The 23,143-nt window shown below is 55.0% G+C and carries 22 protein-coding genes; 11 read left to right on the plus strand and 11 right to left on the minus strand.

Going from position 1 to position 23,143, the window contains the following annotated elements:
- Positions 1-96: 96 nt before the first annotated feature.
- The 5 genes from selB to FDW95_RS01750 all read right to left on the minus strand — a co-directional run bounded on the left by selB (position 97) and on the right by FDW95_RS01750 (position 5,601).
- Positions 97-1,941: a selenocysteine-specific translation elongation factor gene (selB, locus tag FDW95_RS01730; RefSeq protein WP_115257189.1), complete on the minus strand. Its 1,845-nt coding sequence runs from the start codon at positions 1,939-1,941 to the stop codon at positions 97-99.
- A complete protein-coding gene (gene selA / locus FDW95_RS01735) occupies positions 1,938-3,329 on the minus strand; it encodes an L-seryl-tRNA(Sec) selenium transferase (protein WP_115257188.1) in 1,392 nt (463 codons plus the stop codon). The genes selB and selA overlap by 4 nt, the downstream gene beginning before the upstream one ends.
- Before the next feature lie 97 nt (positions 3,330-3,426).
- Positions 3,427-4,035 (minus strand): glutathione S-transferase, encoded by a 609-nt coding sequence (locus tag FDW95_RS01740; RefSeq protein ID WP_115257187.1) that lies wholly within the window; start codon positions 4,033-4,035, stop codon positions 3,427-3,429.
- Positions 4,036-4,105: 70 nt separating this feature from the next.
- Complete coding sequence (locus tag FDW95_RS01745; protein WP_115257186.1) at positions 4,106-5,242, minus strand: HlyD family secretion protein; 1,137 nt, start codon at positions 5,240-5,242, stop codon at positions 4,106-4,108.
- 2 nt (positions 5,243-5,244) lie between these two features.
- Positions 5,245-5,601: a DUF3302 domain-containing protein gene (locus tag FDW95_RS01750; protein ID WP_115257185.1), complete on the minus strand. Its 357-nt coding sequence runs from the start codon at positions 5,599-5,601 to the stop codon at positions 5,245-5,247.
- 530 nt (positions 5,602-6,131) lie between these two features.
- Between FDW95_RS01750 and mtlA the strand changes: the two genes are divergently transcribed.
- The 3 genes from mtlA (at position 6,132) to mtlR (ending at position 9,909) form a co-directional block, all read left to right on the plus strand.
- The gene (gene mtlA, locus FDW95_RS01760) at positions 6,132-8,045 is read left to right on the plus strand and encodes a PTS mannitol transporter subunit IICBA (RefSeq protein ID WP_115257184.1); all 1,914 of its coding nucleotides are present in this window, start codon (positions 6,132-6,134) and stop codon (positions 8,043-8,045) included.
- Positions 8,046-8,173: 128 nt separating this feature from the next.
- Positions 8,174-9,322, plus strand: coding sequence for a mannitol-1-phosphate 5-dehydrogenase (gene mtlD, locus FDW95_RS01765; protein ID WP_115257183.1), 1,149 nt, complete (start codon positions 8,174-8,176; stop codon positions 9,320-9,322).
- Complete coding sequence (mtlR, locus tag FDW95_RS01770) at positions 9,319-9,909, plus strand: mannitol operon repressor MtlR (protein WP_096759107.1); 591 nt, start codon at positions 9,319-9,321, stop codon at positions 9,907-9,909. Before mtlD ends, mtlR begins: the two co-directional genes overlap by 4 nt.
- Positions 9,910-9,921: 12 nt before the next feature.
- On the opposite strand, the gene FDW95_RS01775 is transcribed toward mtlR, so the two are convergent.
- On the minus strand, positions 9,922-10,128 hold the full coding sequence (locus FDW95_RS01775) for a hypothetical protein (RefSeq protein ID WP_096759106.1): 207 nt from the start codon (positions 10,126-10,128) through the stop codon (positions 9,922-9,924).
- Between the two features lie 292 nt (positions 10,129-10,420).
- Between FDW95_RS01775 and FDW95_RS01780 the strand changes: the two genes are divergently transcribed.
- The 6 genes from FDW95_RS01780 (at position 10,421) to trmL (ending at position 16,730) form a co-directional block, all read left to right on the plus strand.
- Entirely contained in the window at positions 10,421-10,783 is a 363-nt protein-coding gene (locus tag FDW95_RS01780) for a YibL family ribosome-associated protein (RefSeq protein WP_096759105.1), read from the plus strand.
- A 261-nt stretch (positions 10,784-11,044) separates the two neighbouring features.
- On the plus strand, positions 11,045-12,700 hold the full coding sequence (lldP, locus tag FDW95_RS01785; RefSeq protein ID WP_096759104.1) for an L-lactate permease: 1,656 nt from the start codon (positions 11,045-11,047) through the stop codon (positions 12,698-12,700).
- Entirely contained in the window at positions 12,697-13,473 is a 777-nt protein-coding gene (gene lldR, locus FDW95_RS01790) for a transcriptional regulator LldR (RefSeq protein ID WP_096759103.1), read from the plus strand. Before lldP ends, lldR begins: the two co-directional genes overlap by 4 nt.
- A complete protein-coding gene (lldD, locus tag FDW95_RS01795) occupies positions 13,470-14,660 on the plus strand; it encodes an FMN-dependent L-lactate dehydrogenase LldD (protein WP_096759102.1) in 1,191 nt (396 codons plus the stop codon). Before lldR ends, lldD begins: the two co-directional genes overlap by 4 nt.
- Before the next feature lie 209 nt (positions 14,661-14,869).
- Positions 14,870-16,210, plus strand: coding sequence for an aromatic acid/H+ symport family MFS transporter (locus tag FDW95_RS01800; RefSeq protein ID WP_115257182.1), 1,341 nt, complete (start codon positions 14,870-14,872; stop codon positions 16,208-16,210).
- 46 nt (positions 16,211-16,256) lie between these two features.
- On the plus strand, positions 16,257-16,730 hold the full coding sequence (gene trmL / locus FDW95_RS01805; RefSeq protein ID WP_115257181.1) for a tRNA (uridine(34)/cytosine(34)/5-carboxymethylaminomethyluridine(34)-2'-O)-methyltransferase TrmL: 474 nt from the start codon (positions 16,257-16,259) through the stop codon (positions 16,728-16,730).
- A 179-nt stretch (positions 16,731-16,909) separates the two neighbouring features.
- Here trmL and cysE read toward each other — a convergent pair whose 3' ends face one another.
- From cysE to FDW95_RS01830, 5 genes are all read right to left on the minus strand, one after another.
- Complete coding sequence (cysE, locus tag FDW95_RS01810) at positions 16,910-17,731, minus strand: serine O-acetyltransferase (protein WP_096759099.1); 822 nt, start codon at positions 17,729-17,731, stop codon at positions 16,910-16,912.
- An 80-nt stretch (positions 17,732-17,811) separates the two neighbouring features.
- Positions 17,812-18,831, minus strand: coding sequence for an NAD(P)H-dependent glycerol-3-phosphate dehydrogenase (gpsA, locus tag FDW95_RS01815; protein WP_115257180.1), 1,020 nt, complete (start codon positions 18,829-18,831; stop codon positions 17,812-17,814).
- A complete protein-coding gene (secB, locus tag FDW95_RS01820) occupies positions 18,831-19,298 on the minus strand; it encodes a protein-export chaperone SecB (RefSeq protein WP_096759097.1) in 468 nt (155 codons plus the stop codon). Before secB ends, gpsA begins: the two co-directional genes overlap by 1 nt.
- A 47-nt stretch (positions 19,299-19,345) precedes the next feature.
- On the minus strand, positions 19,346-19,597 hold the full coding sequence (grxC, locus tag FDW95_RS01825) for a glutaredoxin 3 (protein ID WP_003024152.1): 252 nt from the start codon (positions 19,595-19,597) through the stop codon (positions 19,346-19,348).
- A gap of 28 nt (positions 19,598-19,625) precedes the next feature.
- The gene (locus FDW95_RS01830) at positions 19,626-20,057 is read right to left on the minus strand and encodes a rhodanese-like domain-containing protein (protein ID WP_096759096.1); all 432 of its coding nucleotides are present in this window, start codon (positions 20,055-20,057) and stop codon (positions 19,626-19,628) included.
- Between the two features lie 248 nt (positions 20,058-20,305).
- On the opposite strand from FDW95_RS01830, the gene gpmM reads away from it, so the two are divergent.
- On the plus strand, positions 20,306-21,850 hold the full coding sequence (gpmM, locus tag FDW95_RS01835; protein WP_096759095.1) for a 2,3-bisphosphoglycerate-independent phosphoglycerate mutase: 1,545 nt from the start codon (positions 20,306-20,308) through the stop codon (positions 21,848-21,850).
- Between the two features lie 33 nt (positions 21,851-21,883).
- Complete coding sequence (envC, locus tag FDW95_RS01840; protein ID WP_232058724.1) at positions 21,884-23,143, plus strand: murein hydrolase activator EnvC; 1,260 nt, start codon at positions 21,884-21,886, stop codon at positions 23,141-23,143.

A 23,143-nucleotide genomic window follows, 5' to 3' on the forward strand; every position in this document is an offset into this window, starting at 1 on the left:
ATCAATAAGTTGGAGTCATTACCAAAATCTAATGTGCTTATATAAATCAACCGCTATTTTGTATTAATTCATGTTTTCTATGAATTAATTGTGTCATTACTTTTCGGGAAACAGTAATGCATCGCGTAATAAATGATCATTTCCCCGGCGACGGGTAAACCCAATACGGTCAAAATATTCCAGAATTTGGATAGCCAATTTACGTCCCACATTCAGCCTGTCGCGGAAATCAGCGGCACAGGTTGATCCTCTTTCCAGATCCAGTTCGCGGATCATATTGGCAAAAGCCACGATGCGATCGTTACGATAATAGCGATCTTTGACGATCGCGGTAATGATGCCCTGCTGCGCTGCCTGCCGTAGCGCCAGACGCATGGCCTGCTCATCAGTGCCCGTTTCTTTCGCCAGGTCCCGCACCCACCACGGCTCATCGCCGAAGAGAGGCTCAACTTTTTGCCAAATGGCCTGCTGCTCATCGCTAAAGCCGGCCTTATGGTCCGGTAAATGCAGCCAGCCATGGTGGCTATGGATAACGCCGCTATCGCGCATTTTTTCGATCAGCAGCAGGACCAGCGCTTCGTCTTCCATCGGCAGCGCCATGCGCCGCAGACGCTCACGCCCCGGTCCCGGCTCATCGCGATGCTGCTCGTGGTACGTCGCCAGCGTATCCAAAATTTTACGCTGCCAGCGGGCGGCGACAGAGGCATTCAACAGGCTATATCCAGCCTGAATAAAACCATGTTGCTCAATCAACGGGCGCATCCCGTCGCCGTTAAGCTGGCGCGCCCATGCGAAATCGGGGAGGTTCACCGCGCCACGCGTCAGATGCACTGCCAGCGCGTCACCGTCATTCTGTGCGTTTTCCAGCGCCGATAGCCACTGCAGATACTCCGGTTTACGCTTGCCACGACGCGGCGGGTTGAGCGTCACCACGCGTGCACCTGCAAGCGTCGTGCGGGCAGAAATATCGCGCAGCACCAGTCTGTCGTTATCGGCCAGCCACAGCGGCGTATCAAACACCAGCTCCGCCAGCGTCCCTTCGAGCAGGGAAATACGCCCGGTCACGTGGCTGGCCGCGTGGTGAATATGCAGCGGTTGCCACTGTGTCAGCGGGGCGGCGTGCTCTAAAGAGACAATGACGCGGGTCAAGGCATCCGGCGGTGCATCTGACAGCAGCCAGTCACCGCGGGTGAGCTGTTCTTTCTCCGCATCGCCGGCAATATTCAGGGCAATACGCTGCCCGGCATGAGCGTACTCAGTGGCCTGGTTTTGCGCATGCAGACTACGCACGCGCATCGGTTTGTTGACCCCAGTCAGCCACAGCGTGTCGCCAACGTTCACTTCACCACTGAGCGCCGTGCCGGTAACTACCAGGCCCGCCCCCTTCACCGTAAAGGCGCGGTCAATTGCCAGCCGGAAGGTGTGATTGCAGGCCAGCTCTCGCGCAGGCAGCTGCAGCAGCTGCTCACGTAATGCATCAATACCCAGCCCTTCACTGGCGGCGGTCACGAAAAGTGTCGCCCCGGCAAAACCAAAGTTCGCCAGCGTTGACTGCACTTCTGCACGCACGTCGTCAATACGCGCGTCATCCACGCGATCGGCTTTGGTCAGCGCCACGGTAAGCTGCGGATTGCCCGTCAGTTGCAGGATCTGCAAATGCTCCCGCGTTTGCGCCATCACGCCATCATCGCAGGCCACCACTAACAGCGCGTGATCGATGCCGCCGACGCCCGCCAGCATGTTGGACAGAAACTTTTCGTGTCCGGGAACGTCGATAAACCCCAGCACGCGGCCATCCGGCTGCGGCCAGTAGGCATAGCCCAAATCGATGGTCATGCCGCGTTTTTTTTCTTCCGGCAGACGATCGGCATTCACACCGGTAATCGCCTGTAATAACGTGGTTTTTCCGTGGTCAACGTGTCCGGCTGTTGCAATAATCATTTCAGCATCATCTCCATAAACCGGGGCTCGTCTTCAAGACAGCGCAGATCCAGCCATAAGCGGCCATCATAAATTCGCCCAATGACCGGCACCGGTAGCGCGCGCCAGCGGGCAGCCAGGGCCTCAAGGCGGCTACCGCGCCCGTCATGCGGGGTAAAGGTTAATGCCGCGCTGGGCAGTCTATCAACCGGTAGCGAACCACTGCCAATCTGCGACAGACAGGGCATCACGTTCAGTGCAAACTCGCCGCCATAATGTTGTTCGAGCTGTGCCTGTAAGCGTTGTGCCTGTTCGCGGATCGCCTCTTCCTTACGGGTGAGCAGGCGCAGCGTGGGTAATTTTTCCGCCAGTGCTTCCGGGTGTAAATAGAGCCGCAGAGTGGCTTCCAGTGCCGCCAGGGTCATTTTATCGGCCCGCAGCGCACGTTTTAGCGGATGACGCTGCAGCCAGGCAATCATCTCTTTCTTACCGACGATAATTCCGGCCTGCGGCCCCCCCAGCAGCTTGTCGCCCGAGAAGCTGACCAGGCTAACACCCGCGGCAATCAACTGCTGCGGCATCGGCTCCTTGGGTAAACCGTACAAGCTGAGATCCACCAGCGAGCCGCTGCCCAGATCCGTCACCACCGGAATATCCAGCTCATGACCGATCGCCGCCAGCTCGGCTTCATCCACCGTTTTGGTAAAGCCTTCAATGCTGTAATTGCTGGTATGCACTTTCATCAACAGACCGGTATTTTCATTCACTGCCTGACGGTAATCGCTGGCGTGCGTCCGGTTAGTGGTACCGACCTCATGTAGAACGCACCCGGCCTGGCGCATCACGTCCGGAATACGAAATGCGCCGCCAATTTCCACCAGCTCACCGCGTGAAACCACCACCTCTTTACCATTGGCGGTTGCAGCCAACATCAGCAGCACCGCTGCCGCATTGTTATTAACGATGCAGGCATCTTCGGCTCCCGTAATGTGACACAACAGGTCCGCCAGCGCACGATCGCGATGCCCACGACCGGCGCCGTCGAGGTCATACTCCAGCGTCACCGGCGCGTGCATCACCTGCATCACCGCCTCAATCGCTTCTTGCGCCTGCAACGCACGACCCAGGTTGGTGTGCAGCACCGTACCCGTCAGGTTGATGACCGGACGCAGCGCGCTGTGCGACTCGCGTTCCAGCCGGGCGCTGGCTTCTTGCGCCCAGTCGTCACTCCACGCCGGGAGTGCCTGCGTGTCGCGAATCGTTTCCCTGGCTTCGTCGAGCATATGGCGAAGAAGCTCCACCACCCGGGTATGACCGTGAGACTCACGTAAGGCAAGAAAGGCGCTGTCGCGCAATAAACGATCGATCGCAGGAAGCTGGCTGTAGAGTGAACGCATGTCGGTTGTCATGAAAGGGCCTGGCTGTTGGTGGCCCTCTCCGCCGGGGAGAGGGATAGCAATATGGGGGGATTGTACCGTGAGTTTGCTCAGGCGGACATAATACGCATCAAGCCTTTGGCGGTTCTGTGCGGGCAAAGCTCTCACGCTGAAAGAGCGTTTCCACCAGTTTGACCAGTCGCGGTCGGTCAACACACCAGCCGGGTGCGACGCGGCGGAAATTGAGATAACCCACGGCGCAGGCGATGGCGACGGTGGCCAGATTCACCGTGTCCGTTTTCAGTGTACCGTCTGCCAGATAGCCTTCCAGCACATCCAGGCTGCGGGTAATTTTCTCGCGCTGGCGCAGCAGTTCGATTTCTGATTGCTGTGCGGCTGGCCGGGCCTGTTCACGTACGGAGACAAGTCCAGCATCCATAATACCGTCCGCCAGCGCTTCAATCTGACGCACCTTCAGCGCCGCCAGCGGATCGCGCGGTAACATGGCTGGCGCAATATCCAGCAGCTCAATGTATTCGGCGATGATTGGCGAATCGAACCAGTACTCGCCCTCATCGGTGACCAGCGCGGGCACTTTTCCTAACGGGTTGTAGCGCGCCACGCCGTTTTCGACGTTGTAGGGGAGTTCATTAACGAATTCGAAGGTAATGCCCTTTTCCAGCAACAGAATAGAGATTTTTCGCACAAAAGGGCTGGTGTAGCTACCAATGAGTTTCATGCCGTGTCCTTTTTGCCAACAAAAATATCAGTATGGCTCAGGCCACGGCAAATGGCAGGTGACGACGGTCTCAATGATCCAAATAAAGGTAATGCATCCAGCTGGTCATACGCAGCAGTACTTTACGCATCACCGACACGTGGGCGAAATGGTCGGAGTAAACCGCCACCTGGGCATAAATGCCGTCCGGTAAGGCGTCAACTTCGGCATTCGGCTCCAGTTCAATCGTTGCCAGCACGCCATCGGTACCCGGCACCACCGTTAAGGACTGCAATGCGCCCTGAGCCTGATAAGAGCCTCCCGGCACAACCGGCAGAATGCTGGTCAATTTACCGGAGAAAACCTGGCCTGGTAGCGCATTAAACACCACTTCCGCTTCATCGCCCGGTTCAAGACGCAGCAATGAGTTCTGGCGGAACTGGGCCACAATCTGGCGTTTCTGTTCCGGAATAAAGACCATCACCGGTCGCAGAGGCAGCGCAGCGGCATAGGTCCCCGGACGGATCAGCACCTGCGTGATATAGCCATTACTTGGCGCACGCACGACGGTCTGATCCAGATTGTATTTGGCTTCAGCAAGCTGAGCACGCAGAGAGGCAACCTGCGACTGCTCGCCGTTAACCATGCTGTCTAACTGACTTTGGATCTGGGTTTGTTCCGCAACGGAGCCTTTCACCAGCGCATCTTGTGCCAGGTAGTTTTGGCGGGCGTTGTCGATATCGCTTTCAGAAAACGGGTTCACCTTCGCCTGGCTGCCTTTCAGGTAGCGTTGATAATCTTTATACAGACGATCGCGCTCGGCAGACACTCGCGTGGTGTTGGCGACCGCTTCCGAAAGTTGCGCTTTTAAATTATCGATATTGTGCGTTGCGGTAACCAGGTCGGCCTGCAGCCTGTCGACGCGCGCCTGGTAGCGGCCTGGATCGAGTTTGAACAACACCTCGCCTTTTTTAATCAGCTGATTATTTTTATCGGTAACCTCACTCACAATCCCCGTAACCTGCGGCGTAATTGGAATGGAGATCACCGCTTTTTGCGCGGTGTATGTATACGGGTGGTTATAGTTCATTAATAAAATGAGGCCCGCAACAATAAACACGCCACCTAAAGCTGCGGTAGCAAGCGTCCATTGGTTTACCGGGATACGGAATATCTTAAAGATGGCCCAAGCAAATGCCACGTAGGTCAAAACAATCAACAGATCCATGATCAGCGCTCCTGCGTGTTCTTATCAGCGGCGGGTTGCACCGCAGCCAGTTTTTGTTCCAGATCGGCTACGCGCTTCGCAAGAGCGTCAATATCAGGGTTGCCCGTCGTTGGTTGAATGTGGTTTTGCATCCCCCAGCCGCGTTCGGGTTGGTAGAGCGTGGCCCAAATCCACAGGAACGGCCAAATGGCATGGAGCGTAAACAAGCTAATCCAGCCCGCCGTATGAATCGCATCGGCATGGGGATGGTTACGCTTTTTAGCCATGTTGTAGGGAATATCATGGATGGCGATGATTCCGTAGAACAGAACCAGGAAGACGAAAATGAGCACGCCCAACGCGAAATAATTTAGAAACATACCTGCCTCGAATTCACACTAATTAGAGTTTTTTTGTGCTGGCAGCCGTATGTACCCTGGCTGATGTCTTGAACATAACTGGAGTTGGCAATTTTTGCCATACCACAAAAAAAATATATTTTCTGAGTAAAAGTTGCTTTATTTTCCGCAAAAAATGGGCGGGGGAGAATCTGCTTCAGATCACACTGGGAAAAAAACAGATGAAAATTTCTTGTGATTCAGATCACAAAGACTCAACAAACACGCCAACATAAAACGTGAACCAATTCACATTTTTCTGCCTTTTTGGGTGAATTCTAACCGTGAGGTGTTTTTTTGTACTGGCATTTTGTGATGAATATCACATTAACTACCGCCATACACCCTATATTTACGTGACGAATATCACATAAAAAGGCGTCGACTGGACAGCTGAACGATTCAGTGCCAGATTTCGCAGTATCTACAGGGTCCGGCTACCTCCTGCCGCTACATTAACAAACCTCGGGCTTTCAGCCTGCGCGATAGCAAACATAAGAAGGGGTGTTTTTATGTCATCCGATATTAAGATCAAAGTGCAAAGCTTTGGTCGATTCCTCAGCAACATGGTGATGCCGAATATCGGCGCGTTTATCGCGTGGGGTATTATCACCGCATTATTCATTCCGACAGGGTGGTTGCCGAGCGAAACGCTGGCTAAGCTCGTTGGCCCTATGATCACCTATCTTCTGCCGCTGCTGATTGGTTACACCGGCGGTAAATTGGTGGGTGGCGATCGCGGAGGTGTGGTCGGTGCCATCACCACAATGGGTGTGATCGTCGGTGCCGATATGCCGATGTTCCTCGGCGCAATGATTGCCGGTCCGTTGGGCGGCTGGGCGATTAAACACTTCGATAACTGGGTTGACGGTAAGATTAAATCCGGCTTTGAGATGCTGGTGAACAACTTCTCCGCCGGCATCATCGGGATGATCCTCGCTATCCTGGCGTTCCTCGGCATTGGCCCACTGGTTGAAGCCCTGTCCAAAATTCTGGCAGCAGGCGTTAACTTCATGGTTGTCCATGACATGCTGCCGCTGGCGTCTATCTTTGTTGAACCGGCGAAAATCCTGTTCCTCAACAACGCCATCAACCACGGTATTTTCTCACCGCTGGGCATTCAGCAGTCCCATGAGATGGGCAAATCCATCTTCTTCCTGATTGAAGCAAACCCGGGTCCGGGTATGGGCGTCCTGCTGGCGTACATGTTCTTCGGTCGCGGTAGCGCTAAACAGTCTGCGGGCGGCGCGGCTATCATCCACTTCCTGGGCGGTATCCACGAAATTTACTTCCCGTACGTGCTGATGAACCCACGTCTGATCCTGGCCGTTATCCTCGGCGGTATGACCGGCGTATTTACGCTGACTATCCTCGGCGGCGGTCTGGTTTCTCCGGCCTCTCCGGGCTCTATCCTGGCCGTACTGGCCATGACGCCAAAAGGTGCGTACTTCGCTAACATCGCGGCAATCTGTGCGGCCATGGCGGTCTCCTTTGTGGTCTCAGCCATTCTGCTGAAAACCAGCAAAGTGAAGGAAGAAGATGACATTGATGCAGCGACCCGTCGCATGCACGACATGAAAGCAGAATCCAAAGGTTCATCTCCGCTGTCTGCGGGCGATGTCACCAACGACCTGAGCCATGTGCGTAAAATCATCGTTGCCTGTGATGCCGGTATGGGCTCCAGCGCAATGGGTGCAGGCGTACTGCGCAAGAAAGTGCAGGATGCCGGTCTGTCTCAGATCTCCGTCACCAACAGCGCGATTAACAATCTGCCGCCGGATGTGGATCTGGTCATTACACACCGTGACCTGACCGAACGCGCTATGCGCCAGGTTCCGCAGGCGCAGCACATTTCGCTGACCAACTTCCTCGACAGCGGTCTGTACACCAGCCTGACCGAGCGTCTGGTTGCCGCACAGCGCCACAACGTTAACGAAGAGAAGGTACGTGACCACCTGAAAGACAGTTTTGATGAAGGTGATAACAACCTGTTCAAACTGGGTGCGGAGAATATCTTCCTTGGCCGTAAAGCCACCAACAAAGAAGAAGCCATTCTGTTTGCCGGTGAGCAACTGGTGAAAGGCGGCTATGTTGAGCCGGAATACGTCCAGGCAATGCTGGATCGCGAAAAACTGACCTCTACCTACCTGGGTGAGTCCATTGCGGTACCGCACGGCACCATCGAAGCTAAAGATCGCGTGCTGAAAACCGGCATCGTGTTCTGTCAGTACCCGGAAGGTGTGCGCTTCGGTGAAGAAGAAGACGACATTGCCCGCCTGGTGATTGGTATCGCCGCGCGTAACAATGAGCACATCCAGGTGATTACCAGCCTGACCAACGCGCTGGATGATGAATCCGTGATCGAACGTCTGGCGCAGACCACCAGCGTGGATGAAGTGCTGGAACTGCTGGCAGGTCGTAAGTAAGCGTTATTGCCCGGTAGGACTCATGCTTACCGGGCCTACAAAATCCTCTCCCTTGTGGAGAGGGTTAGGTTGAGGGAAAAGCCTCACCCCAGCCCTCTTGGGTAAAAACATTAATGAAGGTTAATACTATGAAAGCATTACATTTTGGCGCAGGTAATATCGGTCGTGGCTTTATCGGCAAACTGCTGGCAGACGCGGGGATACAACTGACTTTTGCGGATGTAAATCAGGTGGTTCTCGACGCCCTGAATGCCCGTCATAGCTATCAGGTTCATGTTGTCGGTGAAAATGAGCAGGTTGATACCGTTTCCGGCGTTAACGCCGTCAGCAGCATCGGCGACGATGTCGTTGAACTGATTGCCCAGGTTGATCTCGTGACCACCGCGGTTGGTCCGGTCGTGCTGGAGCGCATTGCGCCTGCCATCGCCAAAGGGCTGGTCAAGCGTAAAGCGCAGGGTATTAGCACCCCTCTGAATATTATTGCCTGTGAAAACATGGTGCGCGGCACCACCCAGCTGAAAGGCCACGTGCTGAACGCGCTGGACGATGCGGATAAAGCCTGGGTTGAAGAACACGTTGGTTTTGTCGATTCTGCCGTAGACCGTATTGTTCCGCCTTCCGCCTCTGCCACCAATGACCCGCTGGAAGTGACCGTAGAAACCTTCAGCGAGTGGATTGTCGACAAAACCCAGTTTAAAGGCGAGTTGCCAAACATCCCGGGAATGGAATTAACTGATAACCTGATGGCATTTGTCGAACGTAAGCTCTTCACGCTGAACACGGGGCATGCTATAACCGCGTACCTCGGAAAATTGACCGGTCATCAGACCATCCGTGACGCGATTCTCGACGAGAAAATCCGCGCAGTGGTAAAAGGTGCGATGGAAGAGAGCGGCGCGGTACTGATCAAACGCTATGGCTTTGATGCGGCAAAACATGCAGCATACATTCAGAAAATCCTCAGTCGTTTCGAAAACCCGTACCTGAAAGATGACGTTGAGCGCGTGGGCCGCCAGCCGCTGCGTAAACTGAGCGCAGGCGACCGTTTAATCAAGCCGCTGCTCGACACGCTGGAGTACGGCCTGCCGCACGTTAATCTGGTGCAGGGTATTGCTGCGGCGATGCATTACCGCAGTGAAGAAGACCCGCAGGCGCAGGAACTGGCAGCGCTGATTGACGAAAAAGGCCCACAGGCCGCGCTGGCTCAGGTTTCCGGGCTGGATGCCAACAGCGACGTGGTGGCGGAGGCGGTTAACGTATATAACGCAACCAAATGATCCACAGTGCGGCGCAGGTCAGCCTGCGCCCGAATATCAGATTGTCAGATATGCAGGCAATAATGGAACAAACGCAGGCCTTTGAAAATCGTGTGCTTGAGCGTCTGAATGCTGGCAAAACCGTACGCAGCTTCCTCATCACCGCCGTAGATTTACTCACCGAGGCGGTGAATATCCTGGTGCTTCAGGTATTTCGCAAAGACGACTACGCGGTTAAATATGCAGTGGAACCGTTGCTCGACGGCGACGGGCCGCTGGGCGATCTGTCGGTCCGTCTGAAGCTGATCTACGGCCTGGGTGTGCTCAGCCGCCCTGAGTATGAAGATGCGGAACTGCTGATGGCGCTGCGTGAGGAATTGAATCACGACGGTAATGAATATGCGTTCACCGACGACGAAATTCTCGGACCGTTTGGTGAACTGCACTGCGTGACGGCGCTCCCGCCCCCGCCCCAGTTTGATACCTCAGACTCGGGTTTGTACGCCATGCAAATCCAGCGCTACCAGCAAATGGTACGCTCAACCATGGTGCTCTCTCTGACCGAGCTGATTTCTAAAATCAGCTTAAAGAAAGCCTTTCAGAAATAACGTCATACCGATTTACTTCTCATCCTGCTGCGGTCGATACAGCTGGCGATAGTACTCCAGACGCTGCAGATACAGCGGCACGTTTTCCTGCGGGACTTCAGAAGGCACCGTGTTACGCGGCGGCGTTTTATTCAAGTACTCACGAAAAGCCTGGCTTGACGCCATAAAATCGATGGTTTTATCAATAAGAATCGAAACGTTCTCACCTATTTTCGCCATGATGATTCATCCTCCATGTATTATCCGCGACCCGCCTGCGCGGTCGATGGTTTAAGTTTAGGATCGGATGGTTAATTATATTGAGGAAAACGTGCTTCACTATGCCGCCACCGACAAAAAGCACCATCAACGATCTTATTTCTTAAAATCCCTTTTTAATCAAACAGCTAACATTTTCATTAGCGAAATAATACTTGCAGCATTTGATTATTTATCTTCGATTAGTTGAGAATAATCCCCCTCTGCGCGCATACTATAGGATATTCATCCTATTTTTAGCAGAAGCTATCCTATGAAAGAAGTCGAAAAAAACGAAATTAAACGTCTGAGCGATCGCCTGGACGCCATCCGCCACCAGCAGGCAGACCTGTCACTGGTTGAAGCCGCCGACAAATATGCCGAGCTGGAAAAAGAAAAAGAAACGCTGGAAGCCGAGATCGTGCGCCTGCGTGAAGTTCACGGTCAGAAGTTGAGCAAAGAAGCACAAAAGCTCAGCAAGCTCCCGTTCCGTCGCGCCATCACCAAAAAAGAGCAGGCCGACATGGGCAAGCTGAAGAAAAGCGTGCGCGGTCTGGTGATCGTACACCCGATGACCGAACTGGGTCGTGAAATGGGCCTGAAAGAGATGACTGGCTTTTCAAAGACTGAGTTTTGATCACCCTCCGGGCAACGTCCGTTTGCCCGGTCTCCTATTTCCCCGCCAATTGGCCCTACCAATTTTAGCCAGATCCGAATACCCCCTCACATTTCGTTAAAAATAACTTACAATGCCGTTGCCAATAAATAACATTTGATTAACCATTCGTTGTCATTACCCCTACACAACAATATTGGCAGGGCCACTTTTACACATAGTGTGACGACGAGATGAGCACAGACTCATTGCATTATGTCGGCGGCCCCCAGGAGACCTGCAATGAATCTCTGGCAACAAAACTACGACCCGGCCGGTAACATCTGGCTTTCAAGCCTGATTGCCTCACTCCCTATTCTGTTCTTTTTCTTCGCGCTGATTAAGCTCAAGCTGAAAGGTTATGTCGCTGCGACGTGGACGGTAGGGATTGCCCTGTTGGTCGCCTTGCTGTTCTACAAAATGCCGGTCGATCACGCGCTGGCATCCGTGGTGTACGGCTTCTTCTATGGTCTGTGGCCGATTGCCTGGATAATCATCGCCGCCGTATTCGTCTATAAGATTTCGGTCAAGACCGGGCAGTTCGACATTATCCGTTCCTCAATTCTGTCGATTACCCCGGACCAGCGTCTGCAGATGCTGATTGTCGGCTTCTGCTTTGGCGCATTCCTCGAGGGGGCTGCAGGATTTGGCGCCCCGGTGGCGATTACCGCCGCACTGCTGGTTGGCCTGGGCTTCAACCCGCTGTACGCCGCAGGTCTGTGCCTGATTGTAAACACCGCACCGGTGGCGTTTGGCGCAATGGGTATTCCGATCCTGGTTGCTGGTCAGGTTACCGGGCTGGACAGTTTTGAAATCGGCCAGATGGTAGGCCGCCAGCTGCCGTTCCTGACGATTATCGTGCTGTTCTGGATCATGGCGATTATGGACGGCTGGCGCGGAGTGAAAGAGACCTGGCCGGCGGTAATGGTCGCAGGCGGCTCCTTTGCCATCGCGCAGTACCTCAGCTCTAACTTTATCGGGCCAGAACTGCCGGACATCATCTCTTCTCTGGTGTCACTGGTATGTCTGACGCTGTTCCTGAAACGCTGGCAGCCGGTACGCATCTTCCGCTTTGGCGACATGGGTGCTTCACAGGTCGATCAAACGCTGGCCCGCACTCACTACACCGCCGGCCAGGTGGTTCGCGCCTGGTCACCGTTCCTGTTTCTGACAGCAACGGTCACGCTGTGGAGCATCCCACCGTTTAAAGCGCTGTTTGCCCCTGGCGGCGCGATGTATCACTGGGTGGTGAATGTTCCGGTACCGTTCCTCGACAAACTGGTGGCCCGCATGCCGCCGGTGGTACACGAAGCCACGGCCTACGCGGCGGTATACAAGTTTGACTGGTTCTCAGCGACCGGCACCGCCATTCTGTTTGCCGCCCTGCTGTCTATCGTCTGGCTGAAAATGAAGCCCTCTGCCGCCCTGCAAACCTTCGGCAGCACGCTGAAAGAGCTGGCGTTGCCCATCTATTCCATCGGGATGGTACTGGCATTCGCATTTATCTCTAACTACTCAGGCCTGTCTTCGACGCTGGCATTAGCGCTGGCACACACCGGCAGCGCCTTTACCTTCTTCTCGCCGTTCCTCGGCTGGCTGGGCGTATTCCTGACCGGGTCAGATACCTCTTCTAACGCACTGTTCGCAGCCCTGCAGGCAACGGCAGCGCAGCAAATCGGTGTCTCCGATGTACTGCTGGTGGCGGCAAATACCACCGGTGGCGTAACCGGCAAGATGATCTCCCCGCAATCTATCGCCATCGCCTGTGCGGCCGTGGGGCTGGTGGGTAAAGAGTCTGACCTGTTCCGCTTTACCGTGAAACACAGCCTGATATTCACCTGTATGGTGGGTGTGATTACCACGCTTCAGGCCTATGTCTTAACCTGGATGATCCCATGATAGTGATGCCCAGACGCCTGTCCGACGAGGTCGCTACTCGCGTGCGGGCGCTGATTGAAGAACAACAGCTGGAGGCGGGCATGAAGTTGCCCGCCGAGCGCCAGCTGGCCGTACAGCTCGGCGTGTCGCGTAATTCACTGCGCGAGGCGCTGGCAAAGCTGGTCAGTGAAGGCGTATTGCTCAGCCGTCGCGGCGGCGGGACGTTTGTCCGCTGGCAGCATGAAGCCTGGTCCGAACAAAACATCGTTCAGCCGCTGAAAAGCCTGATGGCGGATGACCCGGATTACAGCTTCGATATTCTCGAAGCCCGCCACGCCATTGAGGCCAGCACCGCGTGGCATGCCGCGATGCGCGCCACAACTGCCGACAAAGAGAAAATCAGGCTCTGTTTTGAGGCCACGCAGAGTGAGGACCCGGATCTCGCCTCACAAGCAGACGTTCGCTTTCACCTCGCCATTGCGGAAGCGTCGCACAACGTGGTGCTGCTCCAGACCATGCGCGGTTTCTTCGACGTATTGCAGTCCTCGGTAAAACAGAGCCGCCAGCGTATGTACCTGGTGCCACCTGTGTTTTCACAGCTCACAGCACAGCACCTTGCCGTGCTGGACGCGATTGTCGCCGGCGACGCTGATGGCGCACGTAAGGCGATGATGGCGCACCTCAGCTTTGTCCACACCACCATTAAACGCTTTGATGAAGACCAGGCCCGCCAGGCGCGTATTACCCGTCTGCCCGGTGACCATAATGAAATTAGCAGGGAGAACAACTCATGATTATTTCAGCAGCCAGCGATTATCGCGCCGCAGCCCAGCGCATTCTGCCCCCCTTCCTGTTCCACTACATCGACGGTGGTGCCTATGCAGAGCATACCCTGCGCCGTAACGTCGAAGATTTATCGGAGGTGGCACTACGCCAGCGCGTGCTGAAGAACATGGCCGACCTGAGTCTGGAAACCACCCTGTTCAACGAAAAACTGTCGATGCCGGTGGCATTAGCGCCGGTTGGCTTGTGCGGCATGTATGCCCGCCGGGGCGAAGTTCAGGCCGCCGCTGCCGCTGACGCCAAAGGCATTCCGTTTACGCTTTCGACGGTTTCCGTCTGCCCGATTGAAGAAGTTGCCCCGACGATCAAGCGTCCGATGTGGTTCCAGCTGTACGTCCTGCGCGATCGCGGTTTTATGCGTAACGCGCTGGAACGTGCTAAAGCAGCGGGTTGCTCCACGCTGGTCTTTACCGTCGATATGCCCACGCCCGGCGCACGCTACCGTGACGCACATTCCGGGATGAGCGGTCCGAATGCCGCGCTGCGCCGTTACTGGCAGGCGGTAACCCATCCGCAGTGGGCGTGGGACGTTGGCCTGAACGGTCGTCCGCATGATTTAGGCAATATCTCGACCTACCTGGGTAAACCCACCGGCCTGGAGGATTACATCGGCTGGTTGGCAAACAACTTCGATCCGTCCATCTCCTGGAAAGACCTCGAGTGGATCCGTGAATTCTGGGACGGTCCGATGGTAATCAAAGGGATCCTCGACCCGGAAGATGCCCGCGACGCCGTACGCTTTGGCGCCGACGGCATCGTGGTCTCGAACCACGGCGGCCGCCAGCTGGACGGCGTGCTGTCTTCTGCGCGTGCGCTGCCCGCCATTGCCGACGCGGTGAAAGGCGATATTGCGATTCTGGCAGACAGCGGCATCCGTAACGGCCTGGACGTGGTGCGCATGATTGCACTGGGTGCAGATACCGTACTGCTGGGCCGTGCTTACCTGTATGCACTGGCGACCCACGGTCAGGCAGGTGTCGCTAACCTGTTGAACCTTATTGAGAAAGAAATGAAAGTGGCGATGACGCTGACCGGTGCAAAATCCATTCGTGAAATCAGCCGTGACTCACTGGTACAAGAGCTGGGAAAGCAACTGCCCGCCGCTCTGGCACCTCTCGTCCAGGGTAGCGCCGCGTAACCGTACCCCGTAAAACCCTACACTCTGAATGGTCGGCCTGTTCTCAGCCCGGCCATTTTTTATGCAAAAATAACGACCAGTTAACATTTACACTCAATATATTTGACAACTTTTTATTCACCTGCCAAATGTATATACAAGCTAATACAACAACAACCCACACAATAATAATCCACACGACAACAACCATCATAACGGGCGAGGGTGACATGGTTTATTCCGGTAAAGTGAATATCCAGCAGGCGATAGATGACAGTCCTTTTTCACGCTTTCATTGGGTCATCATCGTCCTTGGCTTTCTGGTGCTGGCCATTGATGGCTTCGACACGGCGGCGATGGGCTACATTGCCCCTACCCTCTCAGCCGACTGGGGGATCAAGAAACAAGATCTCGGGCCGGTATTAAGCGCCGCGCTGCTGGGGCTCTCATTTGGCGCCCTGCTGGCCGGGCCAATTTCCGATCGCATGGGACGTAAACGCGTACTGGTTTTTTCCTGCCTGTTCTTTGGTCTCGCCAGTCTGGGCACCGCCTATGCCCAGACGCTGAATATGTTAACGTTTTGGCGGTTTCTCACCGGACTCGGGCTGGGTGCAGCAATGCCGAACGCCATCACGTTGGTGTCAGAATTTGCGCCAAAACGCTGCCGCTCGATGGCGATTAACACCATGTACTGCGGTTTCCCGCTCGGTGCAGCAGGTGGCGGGGTTATCTCCTCCTGGCTGATTCCTAACTACGGCTGGCACAGCGTCCTGCTCGCCGGGGCAATTGCCCCGCTGGCGCTGACCATCCTCCTGGTGTTATTTCTGCCGGAGTCGGTCAAGTATCTGGTCCATCGCGGGAAAGAGATCGCGCAGGTCAAACGAATTGCCCGTCGCTTTATGCCAGGTGGTATAGACCAGGTCACCCATTTTTATCTGGATGAAGAACGGACTGACGTCAAAAAAGGCAGCGTGGCGCAGTTGTTCAGCATGCCGTGGCTGCCGGGCACGTTGATGCTGTGGATGACCTACTTTATGGGGCTGGTTATCTATTATGTGCTGCTGAGCTGGATGCCGACGCTGATGCTGGGAATGGGTTACCCGCTGGCAGAATCTGCCTGGCTGACATCACTGTTCACCTTCGGCGGTACCGCGGGGATCCTGCTGGCCGGCTGGCTGATGGATCGCTGGGAAGCACACAAAGTCGTCTCCATCGGTTTTATCCTGACAATGCTGTTTGCACTGGCGCTCGGGTTTGAACATAACCACATCATTCTGTTTGGCGCCCTGATCTTCCTGATGGGGATCACCATGAACGGTGCACAGTCCGGACTACAGACGCTGGCGGCAACGTTTTACCCGACCCACTGTCGCGCAACAGGTATTGCCTGGATGCAGGGCGTGGGCCGCTTTGGTGGCGTCGCCGGGACCATGACCAGCGCCCAATTACTTTCTCTGCAATGGCAGGCTGACAGCATATTGATGTTCCTCAGCGTTCCCGCGCTGCTGGCTGCTGCCGCAACGCTTTATAAGCTGCAACGCTATAAACCGCAGCCTCTGACCGTCGCATAGTACCCGTCCTTTCTGCTATCCTGCCCCCCGTTATTAAGGGGGCAGTATGCTTAACATCGTTTTATTCGAACCAGAAATCCCGCCAAATACCGGCAATATCATCCGCCTTTGCGCCAATACCGGCTTTCGTCTGCATATTATTGAGCCCATGGGCTTTACCTGGGACGACAAGCGCCTGCGTCGCGCGGGGCTGGATTATCACGAATTTACCGCCGTACTGCGCCACCCTGATTACGCCGCCTTTGTGGCTGCAGAAAGTCCGCAACGTCTTTTTGCGCTGACCACCAAAGGGACGCCGGCCCATAGCGCGGTAAGCTATCAGGATGGTGATTATCTGATGTTTGGCCCGGAAACGCGCGGCCTGCCCGCCAGCATTCTCGACGCGCTGCCTGCAGAACAAAAAATTCGTATTCCGATGATGCCGGACAGCCGCAGCATGAACCTGTCTAACGCGGTGTCGGTGGTGGTGTATGAGGCCTGGCGCCAGCTGGGGTATCCGGGCGCCGTATTACGCAGTTGATTTTGTCGGATGCGGCTAGCACCTTATCCGACCTACATTAATTTGATGTTATTCGTTTCGAGCGTTATCGGCGCAGACAGATTGCACACGGACTGCGCACAGTCACCGGAGCGTACACGCAGTACGTGAGGATGACGAGCACAGCCCAGGTTCAATATGGCAAGTAAGATAGCTCGAAATCAGATGCCATCGCCGCATTCGAACGTATGATGAATCCCGTTGAAATGCTGATCCATATCCATGGACGGCTTATCGCTGTCAGGTTTACCGACAATCCGTGCCGGAACGCCTGCGGCGGTGGTATGTGGCGGTACGGGCTGTAAGACGACAGAACCCGCGCCAATTTTCGCCCCGCGCCCAACCTCGATGTTGCCGAGAATTTTTGCGCCCGCGCCAATCATCACGCCTTCACGAATTTTTGGGTGACGATCGCCGCCCGCTTTACCGGTCCCGCCTAAGGTGACGGATTGCAGGATCGAGACGTCGTTTTCGATCACCGCGGTTTCACCCACCACAATTCCGGTGGCATGATCGAGCATGATCCCACGACCAATTTTTGCCGCCGGATGAATGTCGACCTGGAAAGTCACGGACACCTGATTTTGCAAGAAGATCGCCAGTGCCTGACGCCCCTGATGCCACAGCCAGTGGCCGATGCGGTAAGCCTGCAGCGCATGGAAGCCCTTCAGGTACAAAAGCGGGGTGGAATATTTGTCGACAGCCGGGTCACGCGTGCGCACAGCCTGGATATCGCAGGCCGCCGAGGCAATCATTTCCGGATCGGCGGCGTAGGCTTCTTCCACCACTTCACGAATAGCAATCGCCGGCATGATTGGCGACGCAAGCTTATTCGCCAGCATATAGCTTAGCGCGCTGCCGAGATTCTCATGCTTGAGCAGCGTTGCGTGGTAAAAACTGGCCAGCATTGGCTCACAATCCGCCAGTGCCCGGGCTTCTGCTTTAATATTTTTCCAGACGATATCCAGTTCTTCACACGGCATTGCGTACTCCACAGAAGGTAGCAAAACGACCAACCCGTTCTACGCGGGTCGGGTCGTTATAGTAAAACGGTTCCTTACGGCTAGTGGTTGCTCCGCTCGTCCTTGCGTGCACGACCTAATAACGTCAATGCTGCCTCGCGCGCATTTTTTCCGCAATACAATACTTGATAAATTTCCTCGGTTATTGGCATTTCGACACCAAAACGGTGCGCCAATTCACGAACTTCTTTCGTATTGCGATAGCCTTCAACCACTTGGCCAATCTTGTCCTGCGCGCCCTGAACATCCATGCCCTGACCGAGCATCATGCCAAAACGGCGGTTACGCGACTGGTTGTCGGTACACGTCAGCACCAGATCGCCCAGACCCGCCATGCCCATGAAGGTCGCCGGATCGGCACCCAGCGCCGCACCAAGGCGTGACATTTCGGTCAGCCCACGAGTGATCAATGCCGTACGGGCATTAGCACCGAAACCGATGCCGTCAGACATCCCTGCGCCAATGGCAATCACGTTTTTCACTGCACCGCCGAGCTGTACACCAATGAAGTCCGGGTTACTGTAGACGCGGAAACTTTTGCCGCAGTGCAGCAGTTGCTGGAGATCGTCAGAAAACGTCTCGTCCGTTGACGCCAGCGAAATCGCCGTAGGCATGCCTGCAGCCAGTTCTTTGGCAAACGTAGGACCGGAAATCACCGCCAGCGGAATGGCATCCCCCAAAGCTTCACGCGCGACATCCTGTAACAGGCGTCCCGTTTCCGCTTCCAGGCCTTTTGTCGCCCAAACCAGGCGCGCATCAGAGCGCATCAACGGTTTGATCTGACGCAGCACTTCGCCAAAGACGTGGCTCGGCACCACCACCAGAATATTACGGCTGGCGGCCAGCGCAGTGGCTAAATCACTTTCCAGGCGCAGCGTATCGGGAAAAGGCACATCAGGAAGGAACGCAACGTTGCAGCGATCGTGCTCGAGCGTTGCGATATGTTTGGGATCATGGCCCCACAGGATAACCGGGTGGCCGTTTCTTGCCAGGGTAATGGCAAGAGCGGTGCCGTACGAGCCGGCACCAATCACAGTCATTGAAGCATTACTTTGATTCATCAGGCATCCTGATGTTCTTCAGTACCTTCGCCAGTCTGCTGCTGTAAATAGTTCATGAACAGCGCATCAAAGTTGACCGGTGCAAGGTTCAGCTGCGGGAACGTACCGCGTGATACCAGGCTGGTGATGCATTCACGGGCATACGGGAACAGGATGTTCGGGCAGTATGCACCCAGGCAATGCGCCATCTGAGTCCCTTCAATTCCGCTGATGGAGAAAATCCCGCCCTGCTGAACTTCGCACAGGAACGCCGTTTCTTCACCCAGAGAAGCCGTTACGGTGACACGCAGCACAACTTCATACACGTCATCTGCCAGTTGGGTAGATGCAGTATCAAGATCAAGTTTAACCTCTGGCTGCCAATCTTTCTGGAAAACATGCGGTGCATTTGGCGCTTCGAAAGACACATCCTTGGTATAAATACGTTGGATCTGGAAAGCCATTTCAGTGTTATTTTGTTCTGACATGTTTAGAAAACCCTTTAGTGTTGTCCTTTAAATACTATCCGTACGCCTTAACGCAGCAGGGGATCCAGTCCACCACGCGCATCCAACGCATACAAGTCGTCACAACCACCAATGTGCTGTGCATCAATAAAAATCTGCGGAACCGTCGTACGACCACTGCGTTTGATCATCTCTTCGCGCTTCACGGCGTCGCCGTCAATCGGAAGTTCCTGGAAACTCACGCCCTTGCTGTTCAATAGCGCTTTTGCGCGATGGCAAAATGGGCAGGTTGCTTTGGTGTAGATCTCGATGTTGGCCATGACTTATCTCCGATATTAACTTACGGTGTTACTTGCCACGTACCAGCGGGAGGTTTTCACCACTCCAGCCTGCTACGCCGTCTTTCAGCACGGACACCTGCTCAAAACCCGCTTTAATCAGCGCAGTTGCAGATTCCTGGCACTGCATGCCAGAACCGTCAACCACAATAACCGGTTTGGCTTTGTGTTTTTCAAGCTCGCCGAAGTTGTTGGCTTTAATTTCGCTCGGCAGCAGGTTAGTTGAACCGGCGATATGGCCTTTGCGGAAGTCATCACGCTGACGTAAATCCACAATAACCGCATCTTCTTTATTGAGAAGACGAGTGGCTTCGCCGCGGGTAATCACCTTCACTTTCGAGGTCAGGCTTTTGATGGTCGTAAATAATACAGCCGCCAGTAACGCAATCCAGGCGATACTCAAGACAGGGTGGCGACTAACAAATTGCATAATTTCTTGCATGGGGGGTAACAACTCCCGACTCAGTGATTAAAAAAACCAGGGAAAGAGTATACCTGCGCGTTGGCGCAAATACAGCCAGAGCGTGCATTGGATTGCATTTTTGCGGGGCGCTACGGAAAAAAAAACGTAAATCCGAGTCCTCCCTGACGTGCTATACCCCATTATTTGATCTTCGGGGGCTACTTTATCGATTCAGCTGTAGTAAAATTACGCAATTATTTTTATCTATTAAGTGTGAGGTTGTCGCAATGTCGGTTTCTAAAAAACCTATGGTACTGGTGATTCTGGATGGCTACGGCTATCGCGAAGACAGCCAGGATAACGCCATTTTTAATGCTAAAACCCCGGTTATGGATGCTCTGTGGGCCAAACGTCCACATACCCTGATTGACGCATCTGGTCTGGAAGTCGGCCTGCCTGACCGCCAGATGGGTAACTCCGAAGTGGGTCACGTCAACCTGGGCGCGGGCCGTATCGTGTATCAGGATCTGACCCGTCTGGATGTTGAAATTAAAGAACGGACTTTCTTCACTAACCCGGTACTGACCGATGCGGTCGACCAGGCGAAAAATAGCGGCAAAGCAGTACACATCATGGGTCTGCTGTCTGCGGGCGGCGTACACAGCCACGAAGATCACATCCTGGCGATGGTTGAGCTGGCGGCAGAACGCGGCGCAGAAAAAATCTATCTGCACGCCTTCCTCGATGGCCGTGACACACCACCGCGCAGCGCTGAAAAGTCGCTGCAAAAATTCGAAGAAAAATTTGCCGCGCTGGGCAAAGGTCGCGTTGCGTCCATTATTGGTCGTTACTACGCCATGGACCGCGACAACCGTTGGGATCGCGTTGAAAAAGCGTATGACCTGATGACGCTGGCCCAGGGTGAATTCCAGGCTGACACCGCAGTAGCAGGTCTGCAGGCCGCTTATGCTCGTGATGAAAACGACGAATTCGTAAAAGCGACCGTGATCCGCGCAGAAGGCCAGGCTGATGCCGCAATGGAAGACGGCGATACGCTGATTTTCATGAACTTCCGTGCTGATCGTGCGCGTGAAATCACCCGCGCGTTTGTGAACGCTGACTTCGATGGCTTCGCGCGTAAGAAAGTGGTTAACCTCAACTTTGTGCAGTTGACCGAATACGCGGCCGACATCAAAACAGCGGTAGCTTACCCACCAACGTCTCTGGCGAATACCCTCGGCGAGTGGATGGCGAAGCACGACAAAACCCAGCTGCGTATTTCCGAAACTGAAAAATATGCACACGTGACCTTCTTCTTCAACGGTGGCGTAGAAGAGCCGTTCAAAGGCGAAGACCGTATCCTGATCAACTCGCCGAAAGTAGCCACCTACGATCTGCAGCCAGAAATGAGCTCCGCAGAGCTGACCGAGAAGCTGGTTGCCGCGATTGAGAGCGGGAAATACGACACCATCATCTGTAACTACCCGAACGGCGACATGGTCGGTCATACCGGGGTAATGGATGCTGCGGTTAAAGCGGTTGAAGCGCTGGATCACTGCGTTGAGCAAGTGGCCAAAGCGGTTGAGTCCGTTGGCGGCCAATTGCTGATCACCGCAGACCACGGTAACGCTGAGCAAATGCGCGATCCGTCTACCGGTCAGGCACATACTGCACATACCAACCTGCCGGTTCCGCTGATTTATGTCGGTGGTAAAAACGTCAAAGCTGTCGATGGCGGTAAACTTTCCGATATCGCCCCGACCATGCTGACGCTGATGGGCATGGAAATCCCGCAAGAGATGACTGGTAAGCCGCTGTTCATCGTGGAATAATCCCTCCCCATGAGGGGAAAGGCGATTAATACCATCACATGGGCCGCAAAACCGCGTAGGTTTTCAGTCAGGCCCTTGTTATACGCCAGCGTGATTAGCGCTGGCGTATTGTTGTGCGCCTTTTCCGCCCACGCGGACGAACGCGACCAGCTCAAATCTATTCAGGCCGATATCGCGGCAAAAGAACGCGCGGTACGCCAGCAACAACAGCAACGTTCCACCCTCCTCGCCCAGCTTAAAGCCCAGGAACAGGCCATCGCCGTTGCGGCACGACAGCTGCGCGAAACGCAAAATTCACTGGCGCAACTGAATGCGCAAATTGCCGAAATGAACGCCGCCCTCGCGAAGCTGGAAAAGCAGCGAGCAGCACAGGAACGCAGCCTGGCCGCCCAACTGGACGCCGCGTTTCGTCAGGGTGAGCACACCGGCATTCAGTTAATCCTCAGTGGCGAAGAGAGTCAGCGCGGGCAGCGCCTGCAGGCCTATTTTGGCTATCTGAACCAGGCGCGGCAGGAAACCATCGCCCAGTTGAAGCAAACCCGCGAAGAGGTCGATTCGCAGAAAGCCGAGCTGGAAGATAAACAGAGTGAGCAGCAAACGCTGCTGTACGAGCAGCGCGCTCAACAGGCCAAGCTGGAACAGGCGCGTAACGAGCGCCAAAAAACGCTCGCTGGGCTGGAGTCCTCCATTCAGCAGGGCCAGCAGCAGCTCAGCGAACTGCGCGCCAACGAATCCCGCCTACGCAGCAGCCTTGCACGGGCCGAGGCCGCCGCCAAAGCGCGCGCTGAACGTGAAGCCCGCGAAGCACAGGCGGTGCGCGATAAGCAAAAGGATGCATCGCGCAAAGGGTCGACCTACAAGCCGACCGAAAACGAAAAATCCTTGATGTCCCGTACCGGGGGGTTAGGTTCGCCGCGCGGTCAGGCATTCTGGCCCGTCCGTGGCCCAACGCTGCATCGTTATGGCGAACAGCTGCAAGGTGAGCTACGTTGGAAAGGGATGGTCATTGGCGCATCTGAAGGCACCGAAGTGAAAGCCATTGCCGATGGTCGCGTTATTCTGGCCGACTGGCTTCAGGGTTATGGTCTGGTGGTCGTGGTTGAGCACGGTAAAGGCGATATGAGCCTGTACGGCTATAACCAAAGCGCGCTGGTCAGCGTAGGTACGCAGGTGCGTGCCGGACAGCCGATTGCCCTGGTGGGTAGCAGCGGCGGTCAGGGCAGACCCGCACTCTATTTCGAAATTCGTCGCCAGGGTCAGGCGGTCAATCCACAGCCGTGGTTGGGAAGATAA

The organism is Citrobacter sp. wls718, assembly GCF_005280945.1.
Lineage (GTDB): Bacteria > Pseudomonadota > Gammaproteobacteria > Enterobacterales > Enterobacteriaceae > Citrobacter > Citrobacter gillenii.

What these genes read in the sequence shown, in the direction of transcription:
- FDW95_RS01780 (WP_096759105.1), top strand. Translation starts at nt 10,421, where the DNA reads ATGAAAGAAGTCGAAAAAAACGAAATTAAACGTCTGAGCGATCGCCTG.
- lldD (WP_096759102.1), top strand. Translation starts at nt 13,470, where the DNA reads ATGATTATTTCAGCAGCCAGCGATTATCGCGCCGCAGCCCAGCGCATT.
- cysE (WP_096759099.1), bottom strand. Translation starts at nt 17,731, where the DNA reads ATGCCGTGTGAAGAACTGGATATCGTCTGGAAAAATATTAAAGCAGAA.
- FDW95_RS01830 (WP_096759096.1), bottom strand. Translation starts at nt 20,057, where the DNA reads ATGCAAGAAATTATGCAATTTGTTAGTCGCCACCCTGTCTTGAGTATC.
- gpsA (WP_115257180.1), bottom strand. Translation starts at nt 18,831, where the DNA reads ATGAATCAAAGTAATGCTTCAATGACTGTGATTGGTGCCGGCTCGTAC.
- lldP (WP_096759104.1), top strand. Translation starts at nt 11,045, where the DNA reads ATGAATCTCTGGCAACAAAACTACGACCCGGCCGGTAACATCTGGCTT.
- FDW95_RS01740 (WP_115257187.1), bottom strand. Translation starts at nt 4,035, where the DNA reads ATGAAACTCATTGGTAGCTACACCAGCCCTTTTGTGCGAAAAATCTCT.
- lldR (WP_096759103.1), top strand. Translation starts at nt 12,697, where the DNA reads ATGATAGTGATGCCCAGACGCCTGTCCGACGAGGTCGCTACTCGCGTG.
- mtlD (WP_115257183.1), top strand. Translation starts at nt 8,174, where the DNA reads ATGAAAGCATTACATTTTGGCGCAGGTAATATCGGTCGTGGCTTTATC.
- grxC (WP_003024152.1), bottom strand. Translation starts at nt 19,597, where the DNA reads ATGGCCAACATCGAGATCTACACCAAAGCAACCTGCCCATTTTGCCAT.
- mtlA (WP_115257184.1), top strand. Translation starts at nt 6,132, where the DNA reads ATGTCATCCGATATTAAGATCAAAGTGCAAAGCTTTGGTCGATTCCTC.
- gpmM (WP_096759095.1), top strand. Translation starts at nt 20,306, where the DNA reads ATGTCGGTTTCTAAAAAACCTATGGTACTGGTGATTCTGGATGGCTAC.
- selB (WP_115257189.1), bottom strand. Translation starts at nt 1,941, where the DNA reads ATGATTATTGCAACAGCCGGACACGTTGACCACGGAAAAACCACGTTA.
- secB (WP_096759097.1), bottom strand. Translation starts at nt 19,298, where the DNA reads ATGTCAGAACAAAATAACACTGAAATGGCTTTCCAGATCCAACGTATT.
- FDW95_RS01750 (WP_115257185.1), bottom strand. Translation starts at nt 5,601, where the DNA reads ATGTTTCTAAATTATTTCGCGTTGGGCGTGCTCATTTTCGTCTTCCTG.
- trmL (WP_115257181.1), top strand. Translation starts at nt 16,257, where the DNA reads ATGCTTAACATCGTTTTATTCGAACCAGAAATCCCGCCAAATACCGGC.
- FDW95_RS01800 (WP_115257182.1), top strand. Translation starts at nt 14,870, where the DNA reads ATGGTTTATTCCGGTAAAGTGAATATCCAGCAGGCGATAGATGACAGT.
- selA (WP_115257188.1), bottom strand. Translation starts at nt 3,329, where the DNA reads ATGACAACCGACATGCGTTCACTCTACAGCCAGCTTCCTGCGATCGAT.
- mtlR (WP_096759107.1), top strand. Translation starts at nt 9,319, where the DNA reads ATGATCCACAGTGCGGCGCAGGTCAGCCTGCGCCCGAATATCAGATTG.
- FDW95_RS01775 (WP_096759106.1), bottom strand. Translation starts at nt 10,128, where the DNA reads ATGGCGAAAATAGGTGAGAACGTTTCGATTCTTATTGATAAAACCATC.
- FDW95_RS01745 (WP_115257186.1), bottom strand. Translation starts at nt 5,242, where the DNA reads ATGGATCTGTTGATTGTTTTGACCTACGTGGCATTTGCTTGGGCCATC.